Source organism: Kaistia defluvii, assembly GCF_026343955.1.
GTDB lineage: Bacteria > Pseudomonadota > Alphaproteobacteria > Rhizobiales > Kaistiaceae > Kaistia > Kaistia defluvii.
The window spans coordinates 184,231-207,546 of the sequence record NZ_JAPKNI010000001.1 but is presented as its reverse complement, the minus strand read 5'-3'; the positions used below and the strand labels follow the sequence as shown (position 1 = coordinate 207,546).

The window sequence follows — 23,316 nt, the reverse complement described above, 5'->3', positions numbered from 1 at the left end:
GCATTCCCGCCTCAATCGTCAACGGGATTTCACTCCCCGCCCCGGGGAACGAAATCGACGCAAAAGATGCCGGCTTCCCCGGTAACCTTCCGGAAACCGCGCCTCTCAATCGTTTCTTATGGTTTCGCTGCGACCGTCCCGGCATGAAAACAGGGCCGGATAACCAGCATGGATGATCGCCGGACGGAGGCTGCCCACCAGACCGCGCCGGCGCGGCGGGCCGAGCTGCTCGCCTCCATCACCGATCTGTTCGGCAGTGCCGGCGCGGCGGTGTCGCCGCCGACGGCAGCGCTGTTTTCCGAGATCATCCTCGGCGTGTTCGACGAACTGCGGCCCGACGAGAGGACCTTTCTGGTCGAGCGGATTGTGGATCTGCCGAATGCACCGGCCGAGATTCTGCGCTTCCTCGCCTCGCGCGAGATCGAGGTGGCTGAATCGGTGCTGCGCCGGTCCTTCGCGTTCGAGGAGGCCGATCTCGCCGCGCTCGCCGCCACCCTGCCGCAGGACCGCCTCTGCGCCATCGCCATGCGCGCCCAGGTTCCGGAAGCCGTCTCCGACGCCCTGCTCGATCGATGCGATCGCGCCATCCTGCGGCTGCTGGCGCAGAATCCGGGAGCGCGATTCTCGCAGCGCGGGCTGGCCATCCTGGTCCAGGAGGCGACGCAAAAGCTGGCGCAGCGCCACGCCGCGGCCCGGGAGAACCAGGAAGAACGTGGCCAGATGCTGGATATCCGATGCGCGCCGCCGGTTCCGCGCTCTCGCCGTTCGTTCGACCCGTCCTCCGAGCGCGGCGTCGTCATCGCCTTTCCGGCGCGGCCGCACCGACGTTCCGATCCCGGGCATTCCGAGGACGGGGGCGCGGCTCCCAATGCGGTCGCCGATGTGATTGCCACCGTCGCTTCGGGAGACCGGATGATGGAAGTCGCGGGCTTGCTCGCCGAGTCTGCCGGACTGCCGGTCGAGCTGGTGCGGCGGATGATCGCCAAGCCCGACACCATGCCGCTTGCCGTCCTTTGCAAGGCTGCCGGCGTCAGCGACGAGACGTTCGCGGCCATCGCCGCGATTCGAGGGCGCCGCCATGGCCATTCGGCCGAGGCTATCGAGACGCTGGTCCGCGCCTATCAGACGCTTGGCCAGGACGATGCCGCCCACACGCTGCGCTTCCTGCGGGCGCGCCAGGCGTCGGACGAAGTGGCCGCCATGCCGGTGCAGCAGAATCCCGCCCTCTGACGCCATCGGGGTTCCCGTCCCGGGTGAGCGCTGGTAGCGTCGGCCGGCCAACGGCCATACGGGACCGCGAAACGATGGATCGCTTCGAAACCGCCCGCGACGCAGCCTACAAGCTTCGCCCGGATCAGCCGCTCTACTGCTTCCGCCCGAGCGTGCTTCGCGCCGATGCGCTGGCGTTCAAATCCGCTTTTCCCGGACGCATGGCCTATGCCGTCAAGACGAATGGGGAGCCGCTGGTGCTGCGGACGCTGGCAGATGCCGGGGTCGACTGCTTCGATGTCGCGTCGCCGGCCGAATTCGCGGCCGCCCGCGCCGTCGCGCCCGATGCCGAGCTTCTCTACATGCATCCCGTCAAGGCGCAATCGGACATCCGGCTGGCGCTGGAGACCTATGGCATCCGCGTCATCGCCCTCGACCACGAGGACGAGATCGCCAAGATCGTCCGCATCGTGCGGGCGCTCGATCTCGACCCGGAGGAGATCACCCTGTTCGTGCGCCTGGCGACGCGCGGGCACGCCGCCTATGAGCTTTCCAAGAAATTCGGCGCGGCGCCCGGACACGCGGTCGAACTGGTCGAGCGGATCGGCAGGCTCGGCTTCAAGGTCGGGCTCTGCTTCCATGTCGGCAGCCAGGTCGAGGATACCGGCACTTATGAGCGGGCGCTGGCTTCGGCTGCCTGGGTGCGTTCGCGCACCGACGTCGATATCGCCGCGCTCGACATCGGTGGCGGCTTTCCGGCCGCCTATGGCAGCGATCCGCGGCGCAAGCAGGTGGTGCGGCCTGAAACGGGCGCGCTGATCGCCGATGTGGTGCGCGAGGCGCAGGAATGGGGCTTTGGCGACGTGCCGCTGGTGGCGGAGCCAGGCCGGGTCATCGTCGCGCGCTGCCTTTCGGTCGTGGTGCGCGTCCTGCTGCGGAAGGGCAGGCGGCTCTACATCAATGATGGCATCTGGTCGTCGCTGTCGGATTCCTGGACCGGCAAGATCACCCTGCCGGCGCGCCATCTGCCCGATCCCGCCCGCCGCCAGCGCAGTGGCGACGGCGACAAGATCGTGCCGTTCCGCGTCTGCGGCGCGACCTGCGATTCCGTCGACATCCTCTCGCGCCCCTTCTACCTGCCGGAGACGATCGGCATGGGCGACTGGATCGAGATCGGCCATATCGGCGCCTATTCGCTGTCGCTGCGCACCCATTTCAACGGCTTCTATCCCGACAGCTTCGTCGAGGTGACGACTCCGTTCGAGGCGGCGGGTCCGGTCGAAGGCTTCGCCTCGATCGAGACGATGGGCGAGTAGCGCCGTTGGCCGAGGGACTATCCCCGGTTGCGGTTATGGTTGACCATTCTTTAAGAGCTTCGGCCGCATTCTACGCGCATGTTCAGTTGCGTAGCGTTGCGTACCGCGTCGGTGCTCGCTCTCGTCTCGCTCTCCGGCTGTGCCCTCAACTTCCTCGGGGAAGAAAGGGAAAGCTGGCGGGATGCGACGGAGCGAGCCTGTTACGCTCAGAAGCTGGTCGTCCCTTCCTACTTCCAGCGCCCGGCGAAGGAAGTGGACGGGAAAGGCACGTGCGGCATCGAACGGCCGCTGAAGGTCAACGCCTTCGAGCGTGGCATCGTCGCGGTCACGGGGGGCGACGTGGTTCTCGGCTGCATGATGACCAACGCCATGGAACGCTGGATCCGCGAGTCGGTGCAGCCGGCCGCGCAGGCCCGCTTCGCCATGCCGGTCACCGAAGTCCTGACCATGGGCACCTATGCCTGCCGGTCGCGCAACAACCGCCACGGCGCCAAGCTCTCCGAACACGCCTTTGCCAACGCGTTCGACGTCGCGGGCTTCCGTCTGGCGGATGGGCGCACGATCCGGGTCAAGAAGGACTGGCGGCGCGGCGATCCGGCTAGCCAGGCCTTCCTGCGCGAGACGCTGATTTCGGCCTGCGGCTATTTCACGACCGTGCTCGGCCCGGGCTCGAACCGGCTGCACGAAGACCACATCCACATCGATCTTGCCCGCCACAACGCCAGCGGCACGTCGCGCTATTGCCGCCCGAAGCTCGACATGCCGGGCCCGACGCCGCTCGATCCGAATGCCGGCATCCCGATGGCGACCCTGTTGCAGACGCCGCCGCCCGCCGCCCCGGCCAATATGGAGCAGCGCGCCTTCACTTATCGCTTCGACGATGATCTCGGTGCGCCCGACGCCGAGGCGCCCTATCCGGGCGACCAGATTCGCGCCGGCCAGGTGCCGTCCGTGCCGGCATCCGGTCCCTTTACGCCACCGGCCAGCATTCCGATGTCCTACGCGCAATAGCGCAAGTGATTTGCGTCACAGCATGACCTAGCGTCACATTGTACTCCGCCCTCCCTCTAGGGATCTGAGGAGTTTGATGATGACCGCCACCACAACCGTTTACGTCGATGAGACGCGCTACAACCTCTACGCCACCATCCACAAGGGGCTGCGCCGCGCCCAGGGACAATTGATGATGCGTCTCGGCGCGATCGATCCGTTGAATGAGGCGGATGTTGCCGGACTTGTCGGCGACCTTCGCTTAATGGTGCTGATGGGGCGCATGCATCTGAAGCATGAAGACCGGTTCATCCACACCGAACTCGAGACGCGCAGCGCTGGCGCGTCCCAGCGACTTGCGGACGACCATGACGATCATGAGCGTGATTTCGTTGAGCTTGAGGGCATGCTGTCGAAGATCGAGGCCGCAGCGCCGCAGCAGCGTTCGCCGATGCTTCGTGCGCTCTACCTGCGCTACACCAAGTTCCAGGCGCATGATTTTGAGCACATGATCGAGGAGGAGACGGAAACCCTGTCGCTCCTGCACAAGCTCTTCCGCGATGACGAACTGGCGGCGATCGAGGGACGCATCGTCGGCTCCGTCGAGCCCGGCATGATGATGGAGTTCATCCGCATCATGATCCCCGCCATGAACCCCGCCGAACGGCTGGGCATGCTCGGCGGCATGAAGGCAGCCATGCCGGTGCCGGTCTTTGCGGCGATCGTCGACATGGGCGTCAAGCCGATGCTCGCGCCGTCCGACTGGCACGCGCTGGAACAGGCGCTCGCCAAAGCGGCGTGAGGCGAGGGCGGGGTTTGTCTATCCGCCCACCCCCCGCCCTTCATCACCAAGACTCCGTCATTCCCGCGAAGGCGGGGATTCATTCAGCCTGCTTTTTCAGGGAGATGGGCTCCCTACGCCTCGGCTGAATGGATTCCGGGTCGCCGCCCGGGATGACGATAGAGGGTGGGGTGACAGTGGAGTCTGGTGAGGGGGCGCTTTTCGGCTATCTCGCCCGCCCGAACCCGCCACCCGTCGGCGTCGTGACAATCACGGCCTCGCCGGGCTGGAGCACGGTCTGGTCGCAGCCTTCCAGTGCCTCGATCCGGCCGTCCTTGCGGCGCACCTCGGTCTTGCCGAGGGCGCCTGGATCGCCACCCATGAGGCCATGCGGCGCGACCCGCCGGTGCGAGGCGAGAATGGCGCATTCCATCTCTTCCAGGAACCGGATCGTCCTCTCGGTGCCGCCCCCGGCCGACCATTTTCCACGTCCGCCGGAGCCCTGGCGGATGTGGAAGTCCTCAAGCAGGACCGGGAAGCGGAACTCCAGCACTTCCGGGTCGGTCAGGCGCGAATTGGTCATGTGGACATGCACCGCGTCGACGCCGTCGAAGCCGGTGCCGTCGTTGAATACGCCGGCCGGCGCCCCGGAGCAGAGCGTCTCGTAATACTGATAGCTCTGGTTGCCGAAGGTGAGGTTGTTCATCGAGCCCTGCGAGGAAGACAATGCGCCCAGCGCGCCGAACAGGGCGTTGGTCACCTGCTGGCTGGTCTCGACATTGCCGGCGACGACGGCGGCCGGATAGCGCGGCGCTAGCATCGATCCCTCGGGGATGATGATGTGGATGGGCCGGAGGCAGCCGGCATTCATCGGAATGTCGCCCTCGACCATCACGCGGAAGGCATAGAGCACGGCGGCCCGGGTCACCGGTTCCGGCGCGTTGAAATTGCTCGTCTGCTGCGGGCTGGTGCCGGTGAAATCGACCGTCGCCTCGCGCTTCTCGCGGTCGACGCGGATCTTTACCCGGATCACCGCGCCCTGGTCCGTCTCGACCGCGAATTCGGAATCCCTGAGGCTGCCCAGCACCCGCCGCACGCTTTCGGCGGCATTGTCCTGCACGTGGCCCATATAGGCGGTGACGACATCGAGCCCGAAATGCTCGACCATCTTCCGAAGCTCCTGCACGCCCTTCTCGTTGGCGGCGATCTGCGCCTTCAGATCGGCAACGTTCTGCGTGACGTTGCGGACGGGGTAGGGGTGGCTGGTCAGCAACTCCACCAACTCGGGCTCGCGGAAGTTCCCGCGATCGACAAGGACAAAATTGTCGATGAGGACGCCTTCCTCGTCGACGGTGGTGGCGCGCGGCGTCATCGAACCCGGCGCCGTACCGCCGATATCGGCATGGTGGCCTCGGCTGGCGACGAAGAACAGGATTTCCTCGCCGGCGTCGTCGAACACCGGCGAGACGACGGTGATGTCGGGCAGGTGCGTGCCGCCATTATAGGGCGCGTTGAGCGCATAGACGTCGCCCGGCCGCATAGCCCCCCGGTTCAGCTCGATGATCGTCTCGACCGAGCGGTCCATGGAGCCCAGATGCACCGGCATATGCGGCGCGTTGGCGACCAGCGCGCCGGTCGCGTCGAACACGGCGCAGGAGAAATCCAGCCGTTCCTTGATGTTGACGGAGTACGCGGTGTTCTGCAGCGTCACGCCCATCTGTTCGGCGATCGACATGAAGAGGTTGTTGAACACCTCCAGCATGACCGGATCGGCATCGGTGCCGATGGCATGGCGGCGCGCGAGCGCCTCCACCCGCGTCAGCACGACATGGTCGCGGGCGGAAATCGCCCCTTGCCAGCCGGGCTCGACAACGATGGTCTGGTGCGGCTCGATGATGAGGGCAGGGCCTGGGACGAGCGCGCCGCGCGAGAGGCTTTCGCGCACGAAGATTCCGGCGGGATGCGCTGCGCCATTCGAGAAGATCGAGACGGTCTCGGAGGGGTGCGGCCGGCTCTCCGGCGCATCGAGCGCGGGCTCCTCGATGCTGGCACCGCCGCCGACCGCCTCGACCTCCAGGCTTTCGACGACAATCGCCTTGCCCTCGAAGACGAAGCCGAACTGCTTTTTGTGGGCATCTTCGAAGGCGGCAAGGATTGTTTCCGTGGGCAGCCAACAGGAAGCAAGACCCTCACCCCAGCCCTCTCCCGCAAGCGGGCGAGGGGGCTGACTGGGGGCTACCTCGACGGGGGAGCCCGGCTGGTTAGCGAGGTGGGGGCTGGGCTCGACGTCTGTCGGCGAAACGCCTCCCTCTCCCGCAAGCGGGAGAGGGGTGGGGTGAGGGACTTGCTGCAAGACCTCGACCGGGATCGGCGTATCCGTCCCGTCATAGCGCAGATGGGCGCGGATGAAGGTCTCGGCCGCCTCGACGCCCTGCTGCGCGAGTTCGGCCTGAACCTCGTCGGTGAGAGACGCGGCGAGCGCCTGCAACTCCGGCAGCGCCTCCGGCGCCAGCTTCTTGACCACCGCCTGGCTGCGGCTGGCGCGGATGTCCGCGAGGCCCATGCCATAGGCGGAAAGAATGCCGGAGAAGGGGTGCACCAGCACCGTTGTCATGCCGAGCGCGTCGGCGACCCGGCAGGCGCTCTGCCCGCCGGCACCGCCAAAGCAGTTCAGGGCATAGTCGGTGACGTCGTAGCCGCGCTGGACCGAGATCTTCTTGATCGCGTTGGCCATGTTCTCGACCGCGATGCGCAGGAAGCCATCGGCTATCTCTTCCGCCGTGCGGCCGTCGCCAATCTCGGCGGCCAGCGCCTCGAAGCGCTCGCGCACGATGGCCGCATCGAGCGGCTGGTCGCGGCCGGGCCCAAAGATCTTGGGAAAGTGCTCCGGCCGCAATTTGCCGGTCATGACATTGGCGTCGGTGACGGCAAGCGGGCCGCCGCGCCGATAGCTGGCGGGGCCGGGATCGGCGCCGGCCGAATCCGGGCCGACGCGGAACCGGCCGGCTTCATAATGCAGGATCGAGCCGCCGCCGGCGGCGACCGTGTGGATCCGCATCATCGGCGCCCGCATGCGCACGCCCGCGACTTCCGTCTCGAAGGAGCGCTCATAGACGCCATCATAATGCGAGACGTCGGTCGAGGTGCCTCCCATGTCGAAGCCGATGACCTGGCCGAAGCCGGCCTGCCGCGCCGTCTCGACCGCGGCGACGACGCCGCCGGCCGGGCCCGAAAGAATGGCGTCCTTGCCGCGAAACAGCTCCGCCGCCGTCAGGCCGCCCGATGACATCATGAACATCAGCCGGGGGGAGGGCTCGCCGGCGACGCCGAGCTCGCCTGCCACCTGTTCGACATAGCGGCGCAGGATCGGCGAGAGATAGGCGTCGACCACCGTGGTGTCGCCGCGCCCGACCAGCTTCATCAGCGGCGAGATCTCGTGGCTGACCGAGATCTGCGGGAAGCCGACGCGGCGGGCGATTTCCGCGACGCGGGCCTCATGCTCGGGATATTTCCACGCATGCATGAACACGATGGCGACCGAGCGGATGCCGCTGGCATAGGCGTCGCGCAACGCCGTCTCCACCGCGGCCGGATCCGGTTCCGCCTCGACAGTGCCGTCGACGCGGACGCGCTCGGCCACCTCGACGACGCGCTCGTAGAGCAGTTCCGGCTTGACGATCTTCTTGGCGAAGATATCTGGCCGCGCCTGGTAGCCGATCGCCAGCGCGTCGCGAAATCCCCGGGTGATCAGGAGGAGCGTTCGATCGCCCTTGCGCTCGAGCAGGGCGTTGGTGGCGACCGTCGTGCCCATCTTGACCGTGGCGATGGCGCCTTGCGGGATCGGCTCGCCTGGGTCGAGGCCCATCAGTTCGCGAATGCCCTGCACGGCGGCGTCACGGTAGGCCTCGGGGTTTTCCGAAAGCAGTTTGTGGGCGCGGATGCGGCCTTCGGGATCGCGGGCGACGATGTCGGTGAAGGTGCCGCCGCGATCGATCCAGAAGTCCCACTGCGTCATCGTTCTGCCCTTCGCGCGATTGAAGCCCGGGCGCATGAGTAAGGCTCGGGCGGCGTCCGTCAATCCGTCACGGGCATCGGGCCGTGGGGATGGTGCCACGGGACGCCGCAGCGCGCGGTTTCATCCGGGGGCGAGCGATGTGCGCGACACCCTGGACTCTCGCGCTCGGCGAGCGAGATGCTTATGGTTCGCCCATGACAATCTGGCAACGACTCGGCGATCTCATTCGCCAGCTTCCTGGGTCCTGCACCATCGGCCGGGCCCTGGACGATCTCATCGAGACCGTGCGCACGGCGCTCAGCGGTTCGCCCGTCGAGCGGCGGCAGGTGGCGTTTTCCGTGTCGATGATCGCGCTTTCGGCCAAGATGGCCAAGGCCGATGGCGTCGTGACGCGCGATGAAGTCACGGCGTTCGAGCAGTTGTTCGACATCCCGCCGGCCGAGCACCAGAACGTGGCGCGGCTGTTCAACCTGGCCAAGCAGGATGTCGCCGGCTTCGATGCCTATGCGCGCAAGCTTGCCAGCCTGTTCGAACCCGGCTCCAGCGTGTTCGAGGACATCGTCGACGGCCTGTTCCATATCGCCAAGGCCGACGGCATGGTGCACCAGGACGAACTGGCCTTTCTCGACCATGTCGCGTCGATCTTCGGCATCAGCGAGACCGCCTTCGCCCGTATCCGCAGCCGCCATATCGTGCCGGAGGAGGGCGATCCCTATCTCATCCTGGGCATCGATCGCGGCGCCTCCAACGACGACGTGAAGCGGCACTATCGTCGCATCGTTTCCGAGACGCATCCCGACAAGCTGATTGCGCGCGGTGTCCCGGCCGAATTCCTGGCGATCGCCACCGCCAAGCTTGCCGCGCTGAACGGCGCCTATGACCGCATCCGGCGCGAGCGGGCCTTTGCATGATGGAGAAAGACGTGGCTGAGGCGACGATTCCGGGCGTGACCCTGCCCGACATGGTCTGGCGGCCGTCGCCCAATTTCGGCCCGCGCGCCGAGGGCGCCGCGATCGATATCCTGCTGCTGCATTATACCGACATGAAGACGGCCGAGGCGGCGATCCAGTTGCTGTCGGATCCGGCCTCGCAGGTCTCCTGCCACTATGTCGTCGCCGAGGACGGCACCATCACCCAGCTGGTGCGCGAGGCCGATCGCGCGTGGCATGCCGGCGTCTCTTCCTGGCACGGCGAGGGCGATATCAACTCCCGGTCGGTCGGGATCGAGATCGCCAATCTGGGCCACGACCATGGCTATCCCGATTTTCCCGACGTCCAGATCGAATCCGTGATCGCCCTGGCCTGCGACATTTGCGCTCGACACCCCATTCGACCGGAACGAATCCTGGCGCACTCCGACGTTGCGCCGGCACGCAAGCGCGACCCTGGCGAGAAGTTCCCATGGGGCCGCCTCGCTTCTGCCGGCGTCGGCCACTTCGTCGAGCCCGAGCCGATTCGGGGTGGTCGTTTTTTTAGCGTAGGTGAAAGCGGCGCGCCGATCGAAGCCTTGCAGGCGATGCTGGCGCTCTATGGCTATCCCCTTCAGATCTCTGGCACTTACGATCTGGCGACCGAACAGGTCGTAACCGCGTTTCAGCGTCATTTTCGTCCCGCACGGGTCGATGGAATCGCCGATTCCTCTACGATTGCGACGCTTCATCGGCTTGGGCGGGCCTTGGCCGAAAGGACTTAACTGCCGTTGGGGAAGCGAAAAAATCATGAGGCGGCGAACTAATTCGCCTCGCCCGGGACCTGATCACGGAATGTTACAGTCTTTAATGTGATTTCAGTTCCGGTGCCCCAATTCGGGACTCTTGGGCAACGACAAGCGGCGCATCGTCAATGATGTGAGTTACCCCCAGGTATGAAGAAGTTTTGCGTACTTGCCTTGGCCGCCCTCGTCGCCACCGGCAGCCTCGCCATTTCCCCCGCGTCGGCCAAGTCGGGCTCCGGTCGTCTTCTGAAGTCCAATGCTACCCGTGTTGCTGCCGCAGATCGCAGCAGTTTCGATGATCTGATCCGCACCCACGCCGCCGCCAACAATGTCCCGTTGTCGCTGGCCCACGCCGTCGTGACGGTGGAAAGCAACTACAAGCCCAACCTGACCGGCAGCGTCGGCGAGATCGGCCTGATGCAGGTCCGCCTCCAGACCGCTCGCGGCATGGGCTACAAGGGCAGCGCCAAGGCGCTCTACGATCCCGCGACCAACATCCGCTACGGCATGATGTATCTCGGCCAGGCCCGCAAGCTCGCCGGCGGCGATCTGTGTGGCACGATCCTCAAGTACAATGGCGGCCATGGCGCCACACGCATGAGCAAGGGCCCGCTGCGCTATTGCGGCAAGGTCCAGCAGATCATGGCTTCGAACTGAGTTCGAACCGTCGTCCGGATTCTTCCGGCTGAAGCCTCTCGTCTGGTCGCGTCCGCAGGATCGCGCGCCGGCGAAGGACGCAGGACTGCCAGGTTCGATACGCCCCTCCCGGGTGTCGCCCGCGCAGGATGTGAGCCGCAGGACTTCTAGATCGTGTTCAAGACCGGGTGCGGGAACCGAGTTCCCCTTGGTTGGGCTTGACCCGCACCCGTCGCACCCCTAAGCCCCGCATTGCCAGTCGGCCGGACGACCGCTGCTGCAAGATCGAAAGGTCGCAGGGGAGGAAAGTCCGGGCTCCATGGAAACACGGTGCCGGGTAACGCCCGGCGGGGGCGACCCCAGGGAAAGTGCCACAGAAAGCAAACCGCCCGTGCGTTCGCGCAACGGGTAAGGGTGAAAGGGTGGGGTAAGAGCCCACCGCGGTCCCAGCAATGGGAACGGCACGGTAAACCCCACCGGGAGCAAGACCGAATAGGGGCGACATGGCGCAAGCCAGCCTGTTTCCAGGTTCGTCGCCCGGGTTGGTCGCGCGAGGCGTCCGGTAACGGACGTCCAAGATGAATGGTCGTCACGCGGCGGTTCGCCGCCGCCCTACAGAACCCGGCTTATAGGCCGACTGGCAATTTTCCTTCTCCGAGCCTTTCTGACGTCCTGGCCCGCCGGGTCAGGTCGTCTTGTGCCATTTGGGCGTCGCCGCGGGGACTCTGCGCGCCATCGGGAGCCCCGGGCATGGATTTCGCCGCCGCATGGGCGGCCGTCCCACCACTGTTCCAGACTCCGCCGGGCCGGTCGCATCTCGGGCCAGAGTCTCCGGCTTTCCCACCGCTTTGCCAATCCGCCGGCCGGGCGGCCAAGGCCCTTGCGACCGCGAAATCATACGGATTCCTTATGCTTGGGCCGCGAAAAGCTACGGAAAATTAAGCTTAACCCTGTGTGATCGGCGCGAGGGCGCCTGCGTGTCGTGGGGGCCGATTCCATTGACGCCCATATTCACCCATGGTATCCCAAATCATCCCGGTTCGAGGGCGCTGCGATCGACAAAATCAGGTCGATCCGTGGGGTCGCATGCCGCGTCGTCGGGGTGTTGTTTCCAGTCCGCGTCCCATGAGTGTTGTCCCGGCTCGCTACGCGGGCGGGTGTTCATTGGGCATTTTCAAGAGGAGCGCCGGCGCGAAAGGTGATGGACGAATTCGTTTCAACCTTCACCAACAGGCTGGACTCGAAGGGACGAGTGTCGATCCCGGCACTTTTCCGTTCGGTGCTGGCGCGCGACGGTTTCGAGGGCCTTTATTGCTGTCCGACGCTGGACCAGAACGCGGTGGATGCGGGCGGCAATCGCCTGGTCAGCCAGATCCGCGCCAGCCTGACGCTGTTCGAGCCGTTCTCCGAGGATCACGAATTTCTCTCGACGACGCTGATCGGCGAGAGCGAAGTGCTGCGGATCGATCCGGAAGGGCGCGTCGCGCTGTCCGAGGGGATCAAGGCCCATGCCGGCATCGGCGACACCGTGACCTTCGTCGGTCAGGGCTACAAGTTTCAGATCTGGGAACCGGAGCGTTTCGTCGCCTATCGCGACGAGGCCAAGAACCGCGTGCGCGAACTGCGCCGCCGGCTTGGTTCGGGCCCGCGTTCCTCGGGAGGTATGGAAGCATGACGGCCGGCGGCGCTACTCCTTCAGGCGGACCGGACCGTCACGTCCCGGTGCTGCTTGCCGAGGTGCTGGCCCATCTCGCGCCGGCGGCCGGCAAGGTCATCATCGACGGTACCTTCGGCCTCGGCGGCTACAGCCGCGCCATCCTCGATGCCGGCGCATCGGTGATCGGCATCGACCGCGATCCCAACGCGATCGCCGACGGGCAGGCGCTGGTGTCCGAATATGCAGGCCGGCTGCAGCTCGTGCATGGCCGTTTCGGCGATCTCGACGAGATCGCGGCCGGGCAGGGGCATGAGACGGTCGACGGCGTCGTGCTCGATATCGGTGTCTCGTCGATGCAGCTCGACGAGGCCGAGCGTGGCTTCTCGTTCCGCTTCGACGGTCCGCTCGACATGCGCATGAGCCAGGAAGGGCCGAGTGCCGCCGACGTCGTCAACACGATGGAAGCGCGCGATCTCGCCCGCATCATCTCGGTCCTGGGCGAGGAGCGCCGCGCCGGCGCCGTCGCCCGCGCCATCACGCAGGACCGCGTCGCCAAGCCCTATCTGCGCACCAGCGAACTGGCCGGCCTGGTCGAGCGCGTCGTCGGCAAGAAGCCGACCGATCCGATCCATCCGGCCACCCGCACGTTCCAGGCGCTGCGCATCTACGTCAACCAGGAGCTCGACGAGCTTGGCCGGGCGCTGGCCGCCGCCGAGCGCGTGCTGAAGCCGGGCGGGCACCTCGTCATCGTCTCGTTCCATTCGCTCGAGGACCGCATCGTCAAGCGCTTCCTGGCCGAGCGCAGCGAGGTCCGCGCCGGCGGTTCGCGGCATATGCCGGAGCGCACCCTGGCCGCGCCGACTTTCACCCTGATGTCGAAGGGGCCTGTCGTGGCCGGCCCCGAAGAAACGTCGCGCAACCCGCGCGCCCGTTCCGCCAAGCTTCGCGCCGGCATTCGGAGCGAGGCGCCGTCGCGTCCGTTCGAAGCCGCAGCTGCCGGCGTACCGGCGCTTCCCGAATTCAAAGTGGCGAGGTCGTAATGCTCCGGGGACTCAATGTCATCTGGGTTGCCTTGATGGTCGCCGGCGCCGTCGTGACCTACGCCATGAAGGATCGCGCCGGCCGTGCCGCCGATCATGTCATGGAACTGCGCCGGGACATCGCGCGCGAGAAGGATCTGATGAACATCCTTCAGGCCGAGTGGAGCGTTCTGGATCAGCCTTCGCGCCTTCAGGAACTGGTCGGGCGCTACAGCAGCTATCTGCATCTGACCCCGCTCGACGTCCGCCAGCTCGCCAGCCTCGACGAGGTGCCGGACAAACCGATCGAGGTGCCCGGTGCCGGTCTCGACCGGATGATCACCAGCGGCGTCGCCAGGAGCGGTTCGGCCAAGCCGATCATCGCCAAGCCGATCGTCGCGAAACCCAGTACCGCCCAGGCCAGTATCGCCAAGCCGCGTCCGCGTGACCTGGCGGTTCAATCGGGAGCGAATCCATGACGATGACGCTGACCGACCGCCCCGGAATGTTCAGCCCTTCCAATGGTCCCCGCCACGTCGCGCTCAAGGGCGCGAGCAAGGCCCGGCACGACCAGACCCGCAGCCGCATCGGGCTGACGATGATGGTCTTCATGATTGTTTACGGCGTGATCGGCGGCCGGCTCGTCATGCTCGGCATGAGCGACCAGGCCGGCTCCGCCGCGCGCGGCAGCGCGGCTTCCTCCATCGCGACCGCCCGTCCCAACATCGTCGACCGCAATGGCGAGATCCTCGCTACCGACATCAAGACGGCCTCGCTCTTCGCCGAGCCGAACAAGATCGTCGATCCCGACGAAGCGACCGAACTGATCACCAGCGTGCTGCCGGACCTTGATGCGGCGCAGCTGCGCAAGAGGCTGTCGACCCAGGCCGGCTTCGTCTGGGTGAAGCGCGAGATCACGCCGAAGCAGCAGTCCGAGATCCACAATCTCGGCATTCCCGGCGTCGGCTTCCTGACCGAGAACCGCCGCTTCTATCCGGGCGGGCCCGCGGCTGCCCATATCGTCGGCCTCGTCAATATCGACAACCAGGGCATTGCCGGCATCGAGAAGGCGATCGACGAGCGCGGCCTTGGCGACCTGCATGGCGCCGGCTTCGCGATGAAGGGCGCCGACATGCAGCCGGTCAAGCTGTCGATCGACCTGCGCGTCCAGCACATCCTGCGCGACGAACTCGTCGGCGCGATGCAGCGCTACCAGTCGATCGCGGCGATGGGTGTCATCCTCAATGCCAAGACCGGCGAGGTCATGGCCATGGCGTCGCTGCCCGATTTCGATCCGAACAATCCCGTCGATGCGAACAAGCCCGACCGGCTCAACCGCCTGACGGCGGGCACGTTCGAGCTCGGCTCGGTGTTCAAGAGCTTCACCTTCGCGATGGCGCTCGATTCCGGCCGCGTGAAGATGACGGACAGCATCGATGCGCGCTTCCCGATCCATGTCGGCCGCAACGTCATCCGCGACTTCCACGCCAAGGCCCGCTTCCTGACCGTTCCGGAAATCTTCCAGTATTCCTCCAATATCGGCACCGCCAAGATGGCGCTCGCCGTCGGCCAGGAGGAACAGCAGGCCTATCTGAAGAAATTCGGCCTCTCGACCCGGCTGAAGACCGATCTTCCGGAGGTCGCGACGCCGCAGGTGCCCAAGCGCTGGAGCCAGGCGACGCAGCTGACCGTCTCCTTCGGCCATGGCATCGCCATCACGCCGATGCAGGCGGCGGTCGCCGACGCGGCCCTGGTCAATGGTGGCCACCTGCTGTCGCCCACCTTCTTCCCGCGCACGCAGGAAGACGCACTCGCCGACTCGACGCAGATGGTCTCCAAGAAGACCAGCGACGAGATGCGCTGGCTGTTCCGCTTCAACGCCGTCAAGGGCTCCGGCCGCAATGCCGACGTTCCCGGCTATGTCGTCGGCGGCAAGACCGGCACCGCCGAGAAGATCGCCAACGGACGCTATGTCGAAGGGCACTATCTGAACTCGTTCCTGTCGGCATTCCCGATGGACGACCCGGAATATGTGATGCTCATCTCGATCGACGATCCGAAGCCGGAGAAGCCTGGCCTGCCGGCGCTCGCGGCCTGGAACGCGGCCAATGTCAGCTCGAGCATCATCCGCCGCGCCGCCGCCATTCTGGGCGTCCAGCCGCGCAGCGAGAACGAAAGCCACCCCGACGCCATGCTTGTGTCGTATTGAGGATCGATGAGCGGGCCTCTGATTTTTGGCTCGCGCGCCCCTGCCTTGGCGTAAACTTGAACGATCGGGAGGATTCGACCCCAGAATGCGGCTCGGTGACCTAGCTTCCAACGACTTCTCGCTCTCCGCCGATGCGGCGGCGATCGAGATATCCGGCCTTACCGCGGACAGCCGGGCTGTCCAGCCGGGCTTTCTGTTCGCGGCCCTCAAGGGCGTCGCGGCGGATGGCTCGCGTTTTGCGCTGGATGCGGTGAAGCGAGGCGCCGCGGCGGTCGTCTGCGGTCCGGAAGCGAACCTGCCCGACGACATCGGCGTTCCCGTGCTGCGCGCCGCCGACCCGCGCATGGCGCTGGCGCATCTCGCTTCCCGCTTCTATCCGCTCCAGCCCGAACAACTCGTCGCCGTCACCGGCACCAGCGGCAAGACCTCGGTCGCGGCTTTCGTGCGCCAGATCTTCGAGGTCGCCGGCAAGCAGGCCGCTTCGATCGGCACGATCGGCGTCGTCTCGCCGGCCGGTTCCGACTATGGCAGCCTGACCACCCCCGATCCGATCCAGCTGCACCAGATTCTCGACCGGCTCGCGCGGCAGGGCGTGACCCACGCCGCGCTGGAAGCATCGAGCCATGGCCTCGACCAGCATCGGCTGGACGGCGTCCGACTGGTGGCCGCCGCCTTCACCAATCTCGGCCGCGACCACATGGATTACCATCCGACGGTCGAGCACTATCTCGAAGCCAAGCTGAAGCTGTTCGGCAATCTGCTGCCGGAAGGCCGCACCGCCGTGCTCGACGCTGATGGCCCCTATGCGGATGCGGTCATGGCCGTGGCGCGCCGGCGCGGTCAGCGCCTGATCGATATCGGCCGGGCAGGGCGGGCGATCCGTCTCGTCAAGGCAGAGCCCGATCTCTACAGCCAGTCGCTCGAGCTCGACGTCTTCGGCACGCCGATGCATGTGCGCCTGCCGTTGGCCGGCGCCTTCCAGGTCTCCAACGCGCTCGTTGCCGCCGGTCTGGCGATCGCCACCGGCATCGAGCCGCGCGTCGCCATCGACGCGCTCGGAACGCTGGTGGGCGCGCCCGGACGCCTGGAGCGGGTCGGCGTCACCGACAAGGGCGCGCTGGTCTTCATCGATTATGCGCACAAGCCCGACGCGCTCGATCATGCGCTCGGCGCGCTGCGGCCGATGACCCGCAAGCGGCTCTTCGTGGTGTTCGGCGCCGGCGGCGACCGCGATGCCGGCAAGCGACCGCTGATGGCGGAGGCCGCGCACCGCAATGCCGACGTCGTCATCGTCACCGACGATAACCCGCGTTCCGAGGATCCGGCCCGCATTCGCGCCGAGATCCTGGCCGGCGCCCCCGATGCGATCGAGATTGCCGATCGCCGTACCGCCATCCTGGAGGCGGTCTCGATGCTCGGCGAGGGCGATGTGCTCTGCGTCGCCGGCAAGGGCCACGAGACCGGCCAGATCGTCAACGGCGTCACGCTGCCCTTTTCCGATCATGAGGTCGTCGCGGCGGCGCTCGCCGCGGAGGCGCGCACATGACCGGCAAGCTCTGGGGTTTCGAGGAATTCGTCGCCGGCATGAAGGGCCGTCCGACGGCCGCCGGCCCTGCGATCACAGGCATCTCGATCGACAGCCGCACGGTGCAGCCGGGCGACGCCTTCTTCGCCATTCGCGGCGAGCGCTTCGACGGCCACCGCTTTGTCGGCGCCGCCGCCGGGCATGGCGCGACGGTCGCCGTCGTCGCTTCCGACCAGCTCGCCGGCCTCGGCCGCATGACGATCCCGCTCGTCGTCGTGCAGGATGTGCTGGAAGCGCTGCAGGAACTGGCCCGGGCTTCGCGGGCGCGCTCGACCGCGCGGATCGCCGCCGTGACCGGCAGCGTCGGCAAGACCTCGACCAAGGAAATGCTCGGCCACGTTCTGGCCGCGCAGGGGGCGACGCATTTTTCGCCCGCCTCGTTCAACAATCACTGGGGCGTGCCGCTGACCCTGTCGCGCATGCCGGCCGATGCCCGCTTCGCCGTGTTCGAGATCGGCATGAACCATGCCGGCGAGATCACGCCGCTTGTGGCGCAGGTTCGCCCGCATGTCGCCATCATCACCAACATCGAGGCGGTGCATCTGGAGTTCTTCCCGGATGGGATTGACGGCATCACCCGCGCCAAGGCCGAGATTTTTTCCGGCGTCGAGCCCGGCGGCAGCGTCATTCTGAATGGCGACAGTCCGCAATTCGAGCGCCTGGCTTTGCTCGCCATGGATTCCGGCATCAACCATGTGTTGTCCTTCGGCACGGGCCGCGATTGCGACGCGCGGCTCGAGGGCCTCGACATGCAGGCGGATCATTCCCGCGTCAGTGCCCGGATCCTCGATCAGCTGGTCGAGTTCACGATCGGTGCTCCCGGGCGTCATCTGGTGCAGAACGCGCTCGCCGTCCTGCTCGCCGTCGCGCAGATGGGTGGCGATGTCGTTGCGGCTGCCTCGGCGCTTGGCGATCTCAGCGCGCCCAAGGGTCGTGGCGCCCGGCATGAACTCGTCGTCGGCGAGGGCCGCGCGACGCTGATCGACGAGAGCTACAATGCCAGCCCGACTTCGATGCGCGCGGCGATCACCGTTCTGGCGCAGGCGCGGACGGAGGGCGCGGGACGACGCATCGCCGTGCTCGGCGATATGCGCGAGCTGGGCGACGACACGCTGCGATTGCATGCCGAACTGGTCGAGCCGCTGACGGCGGCCGGTATCGACCGGGTCTATGCGGCCGGCCCCTCCATGCTGGCGCTCTGGGAGGTCTTGCCGGACGCCATGCGGGGCCATTATGCGGAGGCCGCAAATGAGCTCGAGGCGATTCTTCTCGACGAGCTTGCCGCCGGCGACGTCGTGATGGTCAAGGGCTCGAATGGCAGCCGCATGGGCCCCATCGTCGAGACATTGAAAATCCGTTTTGCATCGGCGCCCGTCGAGAGCGATCCCGCCACTGAAGGACCCGTCTGATGCTGTACCTGCTGGGGGATCTCTCCGCGCAATTCTCGGGCCTCAACGTCTTCCGCTACATCACGTTTCGTGTGGGCGGCGCGACGATGACGGCGCTGATCTTCGTCTTTCTTTTCGGCCCGACCATCATCCGCGCGCTGAAGGTCAAGCAGGGCAAGGGCCAGCCGATCCGCGAGGACGGTCCCCAGAGCCATCTGGTGACCAAGAAGGGCACGCCCACCATGGGCGGCCTGATGATCCTCTCCGGCCTGATCGTCTCGACGCTGCTCTGGGCCAATCTTTCCAGCATCTATGTCTGGACCGTGCTGGGCGTCACGGTCGGCTTCGGCCTGATCGGGCTCTATGACGACTATCTCAAGGTCACCAAGCAGAGCCACAAGGGCTTTTCCGGGCGGTCGCGCCTCGCCGTCGAATTCGCGATCGCGGCGATCGCCTGCATCGCGATCTCGCACCTTTCGACCGGGCCGCTGTCGAACGCGCTGACCTTTCCCTTCGTGAAGGCCTTCGTGCTGGATCTCGGCTGGTTCTTCATTCCCTTCGGCGCCTTCGTCATCGTCGGCGCCGGCAATGCGGTGAACCTGACCGATGGTCTCGATGGCCTCGCCATCGTGCCGGTTATGGTCGCCACCGCCTCCTTCGGCGTCATGGCCTATCTCTCCGGCAACGCCATCTTCGCCGAATACCTGCAGATCCATTTCGTGCCCGGCACCGGCGAACTGGCCGTTCTCTGCGGCGCGATGCTGGGCGCGGGCCTCGGATTCCTCTGGTTCAACGCGCCGCCGGCCGCGATCTTCATGGGCGATACCGGCTCGCTGGCGCTCGGTGGCATGCTCGGCGCCATCGCTGTCGCGACCAAGCACGAGATCGTGCTGGCCATCGTCGGCGGCCTGTTCGTGCTCGAGGCCGCCTCGGTCATCATCCAGGTCGCGTCGTTCAAGCTGACGGGCAAGCGCGTCTTCAAGATGGCGCCGATCCACCACCATTTCGAACAGCTCGGCTGGACCGAACCGCAGGTCGTGATCCGTTTCTGGATCATCGCGGTCGTCCTCGCGCTGATCGGCCTTTCCAGCCTGAAGATCCGGTAACACGCCAATGACGCCGATCACCTCCTTCGCCGGCAAGTCGGTCGCGGTCTTCGGGCTCGGCGGCAGCGGTCTTGCCACTGCTGCGGCGCTCGTCGCCGGCGGCGCGAAGGTCGTGGCCTGGGACGACAATGCAGACTCGGTGGCGAAGGCCGCCGCCGCCGGTATCCCGACCGCTGATCTGCGCTCGATCGACTTCGGCGGCTTCGGCGCGCTCGTCCTCTCTCCCGGCGTGCCGTTGACGCATCCGAAGCCGCACTGGACGGTGGAACTTGCGAAGGCCGCCAGCATCGAGATCATCGGCGATATCGAGCTGTTCTGCCGCGAGCGGCGGGCGATTGCGCCGCGCTCGCCTTTCATCGCCATCACGGGCACCAATGGCAAGTCGACGACGACGGCGCTGATCGCCCATCTCTTCCGCACCGATGGCTGGGATGTTCAGCTCGGCGGCAATATCGGCACGGCGATCCTGTCGCTCGAACCGCCGGCCAAGGATCGCATCCATATCGTCGAATGCTCTTCCTTCCAGATCGACCTGGCGCCGACGATCGACCCGACCGTCGGCATCCTGCTCAACCTGACCGAGGATCACCTCGACCGGCACGATACGATGGAACGCTACGCGGCGATCAAGGCGCGGCTCGTTCGTGGCGCCGAGACAGCCGTGGTCGGAATCGATGACGACTGGTGCTCGACGATTGCCTCCGATCTGGACAAGCGCGGCACGCCGGTCGAGCGGATTTCGGTTCGCCGTCCCGTCGCCAACGGCTTCTATGCCGACAACGGTCGCATTTTCGAGGCCGACGACACCGTGGTTCGCCAGGTGGCCAATCTCGGCGGTATCGGCGCGTTGCGCGGGGCGCACAATGCCCAGAACGCCGCGGCGGCCATCGCGGCTGCCCGCGCGATCGGCATGTCCGAGCTTTCCATGCTCGAGGGCCTGAGAAGCTTTCCGGGCCTCGCGCACCGGATGGAAGAAGTCGGTCGGATCGGCAAGGTGCTGTTCGTCAACGATTCCAAGGCGACCAACGCGGATGCGGCCGAGAAGGCCCTCGCGAGCTTCGACCGGATCTACTGGATCGCCGGTGGCAAGCCCAAGACCGGCGGCATCACCAGCCTCGAGCCCTATTTCCCTCGGATCGCCAAGGCCTATCTGATCGGCGCGGCGGCGGAAGAATTCGCCGCGACGCTCGCCGGCAAGGTCGATACCGTGATCTCGGGGACGATGGACGCGGCCGTCATTGCCGCCGCGCGCGACGCGGCACAGGATGGTGCGGCGGAGGCCGTCGTCCTGCTGTCGCCGGCCTGTGCCTCCTACGACCAGTATCCCAATTTCGAGAAGCGCGGCGATCATTTCCGCTCCCTCGTCCTCGCGCTGGAAGGCGCCAAAGCCCTCGTGGAGGTTAAGTGATGGTCAGCCGGGCCGATCGCAGTGTCTTCGCCGAGTGGTGGTGGACGGTCGACAAATATCTTCTGTTCGCGCTGCTCGCGCTGATGATCGGGGGCGTCGTGCTGTCGCTCGCCGGCAGCCCGCCGGTCGCCGAACGCATCGGCCTCGACAGCTTTCACTTCGTGAAGCGCCACGTCATGTTCATGGTGCCCACCATCGCGATCATGATCGGCACGTCGTTCCTGTCGCCGCGCAATGTGCGGCGCACGGCGCTGATCGTGTTCGCGATTGCCATCGTGCTGATGTTCGCGACGCTGTTCGTCGGTCAGGAAGTCAAGGGCGCGCGTCGCTGGATCAACATCCTCGGCTTCTCGCTGCAGCCCTCCGAATTCGTCAAGCCGGCCTTCCTGGTGCTGTCGGCGTGGCTGTTCACCGAGAATTCGCGCCGCAACGACATCCCGGGCAACATCTTCGCCATGCTGCTGCTGGCGATCGTGGCCGCCTTGCTGGTCGCGCAGCCCGATCTCGGCCAGACCATGCTGGTGGTCATCGCCTGGTCGGCGGTGTTCTTCATGGCGGGCCTGTCCTGGTTCTGGATCGCCGGTCTCGCCGGTCTCGCCGGTGTCGGCATCCTTGCCGCCTATACGGTGTTTCCGCACTTCGCCGGTCGCATCAACCGCTTTCTCGATCCGGCCGCGGGCGACACCTTCCAGGTGGATACCGCGCTGAATTCGGTCATTCATGGCGGCTGGCTCGGCCGTGGCCCCGGCGAGGGCGTGGTCAAGCGCATCCTGCCGGACAGCCATACCGATTTCATCTTCGCGGTCGCCGCCGAGGAGTTCGGCATCATCCTGTGCATGGGGCTGGTGCTGATGTTCGGCTTCGTCGTCGTGCGCGGCATGAGCCACAGCCTGAAGAACGAGGATGCCTTCGTGCGCCTGGCTTCGGCCGGCCTGCTGGTGCTGTTCGGCGTGCAGTCCGTCATCAACATGGCGGTGAACCTGAACTTGATGCCGGCCAAGGGCATGACGCTGCCCTTCATCTCCTATGGTGGCTCGTCCATGCTGGCGCTCGCGTTCCAGATGGGCCTCGTCCTGGCGCTGACCCGCCGCCGCTTCGAGCCGGCCCGCCTGACCTCCGGTTTCAGCCGGTTTGCGACGACCCGTCCGAAGGCTGCCTGAGACGATGGAAAAGACGATCCTGCTGTGCGCTGGCGGAACGGGTGGGCATCTGTTCCCCGCCGAAGCGCTCGCCTACGCCCTGAAGAGCCGGGGCTGGTCGGTGCATCTCGCCACCGATCACCGCGCCGAGACCTACGGCCAGAACTTCCCTGCCGACGAGACACATATCATCCGCTCGGCGACCCCCTCGGTGAAATCGCCGAAGGTCTTTCTCGCCGCCGCTCTGAGCCTGTGGCATGGCTATCGCCAGTCCAAGGCGATGCTGAAGCGACTGCGGCCTGCGGCGGTCGTCGGCTTTGGCGGCTACCCGACCGTGCCACCGCTCCTGGCGGCTGTGCGGTTGCGCATTCCGACCATTGCCCACGATGCCAATGCCGTGCTTGGCCGTGCCAATCGTCTGCTTGCTTCGCGCGTCAGCGCCGTGGCGACCAGTTTTCCGGAAGTGGGCCATGCCAGCGCCGCCGGCGGCAAGATCGTGCAGACCGGCAATCCGGTCCGGCAGATGGTGATCGACGCCAGCAAGGTGCCTTATCCGCGCATTGCGGCGGACGGTTCGCTCAATCTGGTGATCTTCGGCGGGAGCCAGGGCGCGCGCTTCTTTTCCGATCTGTTGCCCGAGGCGCTGGCGAAGCTGGATCCAACCGCTCGCGCGCGGCTTTCTATCGTGCAGCAGTGCCGGCCCGAGGATATCGACCGCGTCCGCGCCGCCTATACGAAGCTGGGCGTCACGGCGGAACTGGCGCCCTTCTTTACCGACATGCCGGCCCGCATCGCGCAGAGCCATCTGGTGATCTCGCGTTCCGGCGCCTCGACGGTCTGCGAACTGGCCGTCATCGGCCGGCCTGCGATCACGGTGCCGCTGCCCGGCGCGATCGATCAGGACCAGAGCGCCAATGCGCTCGTGCTGGCCAAGGCCGGCGGTGGCTGGGTCGTGCCGCAGGCCGAGTTGACAGCCGACCGGCTGTCGCGCGAATTGACCGCCTTTCTGGCCGAGCCGGGCCGTCTGGCCCAGGCGGCGGCCGCAGCCAAATCAGTCGGTCGCCCCGACGCCGTGGAACGCCTGGCCGATCTGGTCGAGCGCGTGGCCGGCGGCGAGCGGCTCGGCGCATCGACCGGAGTTTAA

18 protein-coding genes and 1 other RNA gene are annotated in these 23,316 nt (G+C 66.3%); 18 read left to right on the top strand and 1 reads right to left on the bottom strand.

Translation table 11 applies throughout. From position 1 onward, the window contains the following. Nucleotides 1–168 precede the first annotated feature (168 nt). The 4 genes from OSH10_RS00930 (at nt 169) to OSH10_RS00915 (ending at nt 4,317) form a co-directional block, all read left to right on the top strand. Nucleotides 169–1,230 (top strand): DUF2336 domain-containing protein, encoded by a 1,062-nt coding sequence (locus OSH10_RS00930; RefSeq protein ID WP_266329571.1) that lies wholly within the window; start codon nt 169–171, stop codon nt 1,228–1,230. A gap of 74 nt (nt 1,231–1,304) precedes the next feature. Continuing rightward, nucleotides 1,305–2,525 (top strand): alanine racemase, encoded by a 1,221-nt coding sequence (locus OSH10_RS00925; RefSeq protein ID WP_266329570.1) that lies wholly within the window; start codon nt 1,305–1,307, stop codon nt 2,523–2,525. A 78-nt stretch (nt 2,526–2,603) separates the two neighbouring features. Beyond that, on the top strand, nt 2,604–3,536 hold the full coding sequence (locus OSH10_RS00920) for an extensin-like domain-containing protein (RefSeq protein WP_266329569.1): 933 nt from the start codon (nt 2,604–2,606) through the stop codon (nt 3,534–3,536). Nucleotides 3,537–3,615: 79 nt separating this feature from the next. Beyond that, nucleotides 3,616–4,317 carry a hemerythrin domain-containing protein gene (locus OSH10_RS00915; RefSeq protein WP_266329568.1) on the top strand — a complete coding sequence of 234 codons (702 nt, stop codon included), beginning with the start codon at nt 3,616–3,618 and terminating at the stop codon, nt 4,315–4,317. 205 nt (nt 4,318–4,522) lie between these two features. Here OSH10_RS00915 and OSH10_RS00910 read toward each other — a convergent pair whose 3' ends face one another. Beyond that, complete coding sequence (locus tag OSH10_RS00910; RefSeq protein ID WP_266329567.1) at nt 4,523–8,311, bottom strand: hydantoinase B/oxoprolinase family protein; 3,789 nt, start codon at nt 8,309–8,311, stop codon at nt 4,523–4,525. Nucleotides 8,312–8,505: 194 nt separating this feature from the next. On the opposite strand from OSH10_RS00910, the gene OSH10_RS00905 reads away from it, so the two are divergent. From OSH10_RS00905 to murG, 14 genes are all read left to right on the top strand, one after another. Then, entirely contained in the window at nt 8,506–9,222 is a 717-nt protein-coding gene (locus tag OSH10_RS00905; protein WP_266329566.1) for a J domain-containing protein, read from the top strand. Then, nucleotides 9,222–10,004, top strand: coding sequence for an N-acetylmuramoyl-L-alanine amidase (locus OSH10_RS00900; protein WP_407660663.1), 783 nt, complete (start codon nt 9,222–9,224; stop codon nt 10,002–10,004). The genes OSH10_RS00905 and OSH10_RS00900 overlap by 1 nt, the downstream gene beginning before the upstream one ends. Before the next feature lie 171 nt (nt 10,005–10,175). After that, complete coding sequence (locus tag OSH10_RS00895) at nt 10,176–10,682, top strand: lytic transglycosylase domain-containing protein (RefSeq protein ID WP_266329565.1); 507 nt, start codon at nt 10,176–10,178, stop codon at nt 10,680–10,682. Nucleotides 10,683–10,916: 234 nt separating this feature from the next. Continuing rightward, an RNA gene (gene rnpB, locus OSH10_RS00890) (RNase P RNA component class A) lies at nt 10,917–11,306 on the top strand. A 556-nt stretch (nt 11,307–11,862) separates the two neighbouring features. Then, nucleotides 11,863–12,336, top strand: a complete 474-nt coding sequence (locus tag OSH10_RS00885) for a division/cell wall cluster transcriptional repressor MraZ (protein ID WP_266329564.1) — start codon at nt 11,863–11,865, stop codon at nt 12,334–12,336. Continuing rightward, nucleotides 12,333–13,358 carry a 16S rRNA (cytosine(1402)-N(4))-methyltransferase RsmH gene (gene rsmH, locus OSH10_RS00880; RefSeq protein ID WP_266329563.1) on the top strand — a complete coding sequence of 342 codons (1,026 nt, stop codon included), beginning with the start codon at nt 12,333–12,335 and terminating at the stop codon, nt 13,356–13,358. Before OSH10_RS00885 ends, rsmH begins: the two co-directional genes overlap by 4 nt. Then, nucleotides 13,358–13,816, top strand: coding sequence for a cell division protein FtsL (gene ftsL / locus OSH10_RS00875; RefSeq protein ID WP_266329562.1), 459 nt, complete (start codon nt 13,358–13,360; stop codon nt 13,814–13,816). The genes rsmH and ftsL overlap by 1 nt, the downstream gene beginning before the upstream one ends. Further along, nucleotides 13,813–15,546, top strand: coding sequence for a peptidoglycan D,D-transpeptidase FtsI family protein (locus OSH10_RS00870; RefSeq protein ID WP_266329561.1), 1,734 nt, complete (start codon nt 13,813–13,815; stop codon nt 15,544–15,546). The genes ftsL and OSH10_RS00870 overlap by 4 nt, the downstream gene beginning before the upstream one ends. Nucleotides 15,547–15,631: 85 nt before the next feature. Then, nucleotides 15,632–17,092 carry a UDP-N-acetylmuramoyl-L-alanyl-D-glutamate--2,6-diaminopimelate ligase gene (locus OSH10_RS00865; protein WP_266329560.1) on the top strand — a complete coding sequence of 487 codons (1,461 nt, stop codon included), beginning with the start codon at nt 15,632–15,634 and terminating at the stop codon, nt 17,090–17,092. Then, the gene (locus OSH10_RS00860) at nt 17,089–18,540 is read left to right on the top strand and encodes a UDP-N-acetylmuramoylalanyl-D-glutamyl-2,6-diaminopimelate--D-alanyl-D-alanine ligase (protein WP_266329559.1); all 1,452 of its coding nucleotides are present in this window, start codon (nt 17,089–17,091) and stop codon (nt 18,538–18,540) included. Before OSH10_RS00865 ends, OSH10_RS00860 begins: the two co-directional genes overlap by 4 nt. Further along, complete coding sequence (mraY, locus tag OSH10_RS00855) at nt 18,540–19,625, top strand: phospho-N-acetylmuramoyl-pentapeptide-transferase (protein WP_266329558.1); 1,086 nt, start codon at nt 18,540–18,542, stop codon at nt 19,623–19,625. Before OSH10_RS00860 ends, mraY begins: the two co-directional genes overlap by 1 nt. A gap of 7 nt (nt 19,626–19,632) precedes the next feature. Beyond that, nucleotides 19,633–21,033: a UDP-N-acetylmuramoyl-L-alanine--D-glutamate ligase gene (gene murD, locus OSH10_RS00850; protein WP_266329557.1), complete on the top strand. Its 1,401-nt coding sequence runs from the start codon at nt 19,633–19,635 to the stop codon at nt 21,031–21,033. After that, nucleotides 21,033–22,193, top strand: coding sequence for a putative lipid II flippase FtsW (gene ftsW / locus OSH10_RS00845; RefSeq protein WP_266329556.1), 1,161 nt, complete (start codon nt 21,033–21,035; stop codon nt 22,191–22,193). Before murD ends, ftsW begins: the two co-directional genes overlap by 1 nt. A 4-nt stretch (nt 22,194–22,197) precedes the next feature. After that, nucleotides 22,198–23,316, top strand: a complete 1,119-nt coding sequence (gene murG, locus OSH10_RS00840; RefSeq protein WP_266329555.1) for an undecaprenyldiphospho-muramoylpentapeptide beta-N-acetylglucosaminyltransferase — start codon at nt 22,198–22,200, stop codon at nt 23,314–23,316.

Excerpts from the sequence above, each read along its gene's own strand:
- murD (WP_266329557.1), top strand. The coding sequence starts at position 19,633 with ATGACGCCGATCACCTCCTTCGCCGGCAAGTCGGTCGCGGTCTTCGGG.
- OSH10_RS00915 (WP_266329568.1), top strand. The coding sequence starts at position 3,616 with ATGACCGCCACCACAACCGTTTACGTCGATGAGACGCGCTACAACCTC.
- OSH10_RS00865 (WP_266329560.1), top strand. The coding sequence starts at position 15,632 with ATGCGGCTCGGTGACCTAGCTTCCAACGACTTCTCGCTCTCCGCCGAT.
- mraY (WP_266329558.1), top strand. The coding sequence starts at position 18,540 with ATGCTGTACCTGCTGGGGGATCTCTCCGCGCAATTCTCGGGCCTCAAC.
- OSH10_RS00895 (WP_266329565.1), top strand. The coding sequence starts at position 10,176 with ATGAAGAAGTTTTGCGTACTTGCCTTGGCCGCCCTCGTCGCCACCGGC.
- OSH10_RS00860 (WP_266329559.1), top strand. The coding sequence starts at position 17,089 with ATGACCGGCAAGCTCTGGGGTTTCGAGGAATTCGTCGCCGGCATGAAG.
- OSH10_RS00905 (WP_266329566.1), top strand. The coding sequence starts at position 8,506 with ATGACAATCTGGCAACGACTCGGCGATCTCATTCGCCAGCTTCCTGGG.
- OSH10_RS00885 (WP_266329564.1), top strand. The coding sequence starts at position 11,863 with ATGGACGAATTCGTTTCAACCTTCACCAACAGGCTGGACTCGAAGGGA.
- OSH10_RS00910 (WP_266329567.1), bottom strand. The coding sequence starts at position 8,311 with ATGACGCAGTGGGACTTCTGGATCGATCGCGGCGGCACCTTCACCGAC.
- murG (WP_266329555.1), top strand. The coding sequence starts at position 22,198 with ATGGAAAAGACGATCCTGCTGTGCGCTGGCGGAACGGGTGGGCATCTG.
- ftsL (WP_266329562.1), top strand. The coding sequence starts at position 13,358 with ATGCTCCGGGGACTCAATGTCATCTGGGTTGCCTTGATGGTCGCCGGC.
- OSH10_RS00920 (WP_266329569.1), top strand. The coding sequence starts at position 2,604 with ATGTTCAGTTGCGTAGCGTTGCGTACCGCGTCGGTGCTCGCTCTCGTC.
- OSH10_RS00870 (WP_266329561.1), top strand. The coding sequence starts at position 13,813 with ATGACGATGACGCTGACCGACCGCCCCGGAATGTTCAGCCCTTCCAAT.
- ftsW (WP_266329556.1), top strand. The coding sequence starts at position 21,033 with ATGGTCAGCCGGGCCGATCGCAGTGTCTTCGCCGAGTGGTGGTGGACG.
- rsmH (WP_266329563.1), top strand. The coding sequence starts at position 12,333 with ATGACGGCCGGCGGCGCTACTCCTTCAGGCGGACCGGACCGTCACGTC.
- OSH10_RS00925 (WP_266329570.1), top strand. The coding sequence starts at position 1,305 with ATGGATCGCTTCGAAACCGCCCGCGACGCAGCCTACAAGCTTCGCCCG.
- OSH10_RS00900 (WP_407660663.1), top strand. The coding sequence starts at position 9,222 with ATGGAGAAAGACGTGGCTGAGGCGACGATTCCGGGCGTGACCCTGCCC.
- OSH10_RS00930 (WP_266329571.1), top strand. The coding sequence starts at position 169 with ATGGATGATCGCCGGACGGAGGCTGCCCACCAGACCGCGCCGGCGCGG.